The organism is Rathayibacter sp. AY1B7, assembly GCF_002932735.1.
GTDB lineage: Bacteria > Actinomycetota > Actinomycetes > Actinomycetales > Microbacteriaceae > Rathayibacter.
In genome coordinates this window covers 1-4,622 of record NZ_PSWK01000060.1, presented here as the reverse complement: position 1 = coordinate 4,622, position 4,622 = coordinate 1, and the positions used below count along the sequence as shown (strand labels likewise).

Sequence of the window (4,622 nt, the reverse complement as noted above, 5' to 3'; positions counted from 1 at the left end):
CTTCGATCACTTTCGTTGTGAAGCACCGTTCTGGTGTGGAGGCGGGATGTGTCCGATTCTTGAGAACTCAACAGCGTGCACTATGTTCAATGCCAATTTTATACCCCGGCCTTGATCTTCGGATCGGGTTGGGATTCCTTTGGAAATTGATGTCAGCTTCCGGCTTTCGGGTCGGAGAGATGTCTTATTTGCTAGAGGTCAAACTTGACTCTCCTTCTCTTCGGGGTCGGAGGTCGTAATTTTTTTACGGAGAGTTTGATCCTGGCTCAGGACGAACGCTGGCGGCGTGCTTAACACATGCAAGTCGAACGATGAAGCCCAGCTTGCTGGGTGGATTAGTGGCGAACGGGTGAGTAACACGTGAGTAACCTGCCCTTGACTCTGGGATAAGCGCTGGAAACGGCGTCTAATACCGGATACGACCTGCCCCGGCATCGGGTGCGGGTGGAAAGTTTTTCGGTCAAGGATGGACTCGCGGCCTATCAGCTAGTTGGTGAGGTAATGGCTCACCAAGGCGACGACGGGTAGCCGGCCTGAGAGGGTGACCGGCCACACTGGGACTGAGACACGGCCCAGACTCCTACGGGAGGCAGCAGTGGGGAATATTGCACAATGGGCGAAAGCCTGATGCAGCAACGCCGCGTGGGGGATGACGGCCTTCGGGTTGTAAACCTCTTTTAGTAGGGAAGAAGGGCTTCGGCTTGACGGTACCTGCAGAAAAAGCACCGGCTAACTACGTGCCAGCAGCCGCGGTAATACGTAGGGTGCAAGCGTTGTCCGGAATTATTGGGCGTAAAGAGCTCGTAGGCGGTTTGTCGCGTCTGCTGTGAAAACCCGAGGCTCAACCTCGGGCCTGCAGTGGGTACGGGCAGACTAGAGTGCGGTAGGGGAGAATGGAATTCCTGGTGTAGCGGTGGAATGCGCAGATATCAGGAGGAACACCGATGGCGAAGGCAGTTCTCTGGGCCGTTACTGACGCTGAGGAGCGAAAGCGTGGGGAGCGAACAGGATTAGATACCCTGGTAGTCCACGCCGTAAACGTTGGGAACTAGATGTGGGGACCTTTCCACGGTCTCCGTGTCGCAGCTAACGCATTAAGTTCCCCGCCTGGGGAGTACGGCCGCAAGGCTAAAACTCAAAGGAATTGACGGGGGCCCGCACAAGCGGCGGAGCATGCGGATTAATTCGATGCAACGCGAAGAACCTTACCAAGGCTTGACATATACCGGAAACTTCCAGAAATGGTTGCCCCGCAAGGTCGGTATACAGGTGGTGCATGGTTGTCGTCAGCTCGTGTCGTGAGATGTTGGGTTAAGTCCCGCAACGAGCGCAACCCTCGTTCTATGTTGCCAGCACGTCATGGTGGGAACTCATAGGAGACTGCCGGGGTCAACTCGGAGGAAGGTGGGGATGACGTCAAATCATCATGCCCCTTATGTCTTGGGCTTCACGCATGCTACAATGGCCGGTACAAAGGGCTGCGATACCGTAAGGTGGAGCGAATCCCAAAAAGCCGGTCTCAGTTCGGATTGAGGTCTGCAACTCGACCTCATGAAGTCGGAGTCGCTAGTAATCGCAGATCAGCAACGCTGCGGTGAATACGTTCCCGGGCCTTGTACACACCGCCCGTCAAGTCATGAAAGTCGGTAACACCCGAAGCCAGTGGCCTAACCGCAAGGAGGGAGCTGTCGAAGGTGGGATCGGTGATTAGGACTAAGTCGTAACAAGGTAGCCGTACCGGAAGGTGCGGCTGGATCACCTCCTTTCTAAGGAGCATCTGGACACCGCAGGGTGTTCCAGGCGCCAGATCAAAGCGAATGTCTTTGCTGGTAGCTCATGGGTGGAACATTGAACTAGGTGCTCGGTGAGATCGTCTCGCGTCAGTACAGCCTTCGGGTTGGGAACGCGTCGGGGCGGTGGAGTCGGGTACATGCACGCTGTTGGGTCCTGAGGGACCGGGCCGGCTGCCTTCGGGTGGCGGGGTCGACTCTCCGGATCTTTTTCTCACGCCTGGGTGTGTGGGAGAGGGATACCGCCCGTATTTTGAGAACTACACAGTGGACGCGAGCATCTTAGATTCACGGCTTCGGTCGTGGATCGACAAGATTCGCATGGCGCGGCTTTCGGGCTGCGGTCATGCAAATCATTGGATCTGCAACTTTTCGAGTTGTAGTTTCTTAACTCATGTGATTAGCAAGTTCATAAGAGCAAACGGTGAATGCCTTGGCATCTGGAGCCGAAGAAGGACGTCGTAATCTGCGATAAGCCTCGGGGAGCTGATAAACGAGCTGTGATCCGAGGATTTCCGAATGGGGAAACCCCGCCAGGCCCCTTGTGGTGACCTGGTGACTCCCGCCTGAATATATAGGGCGGGTAGAGGGAACGTGGGGAAGTGAAACATCTCAGTACCCACAGGAAGAGAAAACAACAGTGATTCCGTCAGTAGTGGCGAGCGAACGCGGAAGAGGCTAAACCGAGTCATGTGTGATACCCGGCAGGGGTTGCATGGCCGGGGTTGTGGGACTTTTCGTTCCGGTCTGCCGGCCGGTGAACGTTACAGCGCATCATAGACGAACAGGTTTGAACGCCTGGCCAGAGCGGGTGCGAGCCCCGTAGTCGAAATGGTGTTATGGCGTGAGGAGTATCCCAAGTAGCACGGGGCCCGAGAAATCCCGTGTGAATCTGTCAGGACCACCTGATAAGCCTAAATACTCCCAGATGACCGATAGCGGACAAGTACCGTGAGGGAAAGGTGAAAAGTACCCCGGGAGGGGAGTGAAATAGTACCTGAAACCGTTTGCTTACAAACCGTCGGAGCCTCCTTGTAGGGGTGACGGCGTGCCTTTTGAAGAATGAGCCTGCGAGTTAGTGCTCTGTGGCGAGGTTAACCCGTGTGGGGCAGCCGTAGCGAAAGCGAGTCCGAATAGGGCGATTCAGTCGCAGGGTCTAGACCCGAAGCGAAGTGATCTATCCATGGCCAGGTTGAAGCGACGGTAAGACGTCGTGGAGGACCGAACCCACTTCAGTTGAAAATGGAGGGGATGAGCTGTGGATAGGGGTGAAAGGCCAATCAAACTTCGTGATAGCTGGTTCTCTCCGAAATGCATTTAGGTGCAGCGTTGCGTGTTTCTTGCCGGAGGTAGAGCTACTGGATGGCCGATGGGGCCCAAAAGCTTACTGACGTCAGCCAAACTCCGAATGCCGGTAAGTGAGAGCGCAGCAGTGAGACTGTGGGGGATAAGCTTCATAGTCGAGAGGGAAACAACCCAGACCACCAACTAAGGTCCCTAAGCGCGTGCTAAGTGGGAAAGGATGTGGAGTTGCACAGACAACCAGGAGGTTGGCTTAGAAGCAGCCACCCTTGAAAGAGTGCGTAATAGCTCACTGGTCAAGTGATTCCGCGCCGACAATGTAACGGGGCTCAAGCACGCCACCGAAGTTGTGGCATTGACATTAGTGGTAGGCCTTCGTGGTCCAGCCGTGTTGATGGGTAGGAGAGCGTCGTGTGGCGAGTGAAGCGGCGGTGTGAACCAGCCGTGGATGCCACACGAGTGAGAATGCAGGCATGAGTAGCGAAAGACGGGTGAGAAACCCGTCCTCCGGAAGACCAAGGGTTCCAGGGTCAAGCTAATCTTCCCTGGGTAAGTCGGGACCTAAGGCGAGGCCGACAGGCGTAGTCGATGGACAACGGGTTGATATTCCCGTACCGGCGAAGAACCGCCCAAGACAATCCAGTAGTGCTAAGTATCTGAATCCCTTTGATGGATCCCTTCGGGGTGAAGCGTTGGGCCTAGCGTACGACCCCGTGCTGGTGCGTTTAGCGTATTAACAGGTGTGACGCAGGAAGGTAGCCGAGCCGGGCGATGGTTGTCCCGGTCTAAGGATGTAGGGCGAACGATAGGCAAATCCGTCGTTCATATAGCCTGAGATCTGATGGGTAGACGCAAGTCGAAATCGGTGATCCTATGCTGCCAAGAAAAGCATCGACGCGAGGTTCTAGCTGCCCGTACCCCAAACCGACTCAGGTGGTCAGGTAGAGAATACTAAGGAGATCGAGAGAATCGTGGTTAAGGAACTCGGCAAAATGCCCCCGTAACTTCGGGAGAAGGGGGGCCTGAGGCGTGAACGGACTTGCTCCGGGAGCGTTCGATGGCCGCAGAGACCAGTGGGAAGCGACTGTTTACTAAAAACACAGGTCCGTGCTAAGTCGCAAGACGATGTATACGGACTGACGCCTGCCCGGTGCTGGAAGGTTAAGAGGAACGGTTAGCCGCAAGGCGAAGCTGAGAATTTAAGCCCCAGTAAACGGCGGTGGTAACTATAACCATCCTAAGGTAGCGAAATTCCTTGTCGGGTAAGTTCCGACCTGCACGAATGGCGTAACGACTTCCCAGCTGTCTCAACCGCGAACTCGGCGAAATTGCATTACGAGTAAAGATGCTCGTTACGCGCAGCAGGACGGAAAGACCCCGTGACCTTTACTATAGTTTGGTATTGGTGTTCGGTGTGGCTTGTGTAGGATAGGTGGGAGACGTTGAAGCGGGCACGCTAGTGTTCGTGGAGTCATTGTTGAAATACCACTCTGGTCACTCTGGATATCTAACTTCGGACCCTAATCGGGT

Annotated in this window: 2 rRNA genes; both read left to right on the top strand. The window is 55.2% G+C overall.

The features are described from left to right. Nucleotides 1-243 precede the first annotated feature (243 nt). Nucleotides 244-1,766 (top strand): 16S ribosomal RNA (locus tag C5C95_RS16955). Nucleotides 1,767-2,191: 425 nt separating this feature from the next. Next, a 23S ribosomal RNA gene (locus tag C5C95_RS16950) occupies nt 2,192-4,622 on the top strand; the annotation flags it as partial.